This window comes from Monashia sp. HAY1-2A, assembly GCF_056755315.1.
Window position 1 is genome coordinate 1 of the sequence record NZ_JBNDHY010000524.1, and the last position, 258, is coordinate 258.

The following is a 258-nucleotide window of genomic DNA, read 5'->3' on the forward strand; positions in this document are numbered from 1 at the left end:
TCCATGACTGATATATTTAAATCAAAAGTACAAATTAATTTTTAAAGCTTTAAATAAGATATTTACAGATCTCAATTAAACGCCCTTCTAAACTCCCCCGGCGACTGCTTCACCTTCTGTTTAAACAACTTACTGAATGACTGCGGATGCTCAAAACCAAGCTCATAGGCAATTTCACTTACGGAAAGATTGGTGGTACTCAGACGTTCTTTAGCGAGATCGATCAGCTTATTCTGGATGTGCTGCTGAGTGTTTTGC

1 protein-coding gene is annotated in these 258 nt (G+C 38.0%); it reads right to left on the reverse strand.

Annotation, left to right across the window (positions count from 1 at the left end; genetic code table 11):
* Positions 1-71: 71 nt before the first annotated feature.
* Positions 72-258 (reverse strand): helix-turn-helix domain-containing protein (locus ACPYOM_RS22955; RefSeq protein WP_481347736.1); only part of this gene is annotated, 187 nt, incomplete at its 5' end.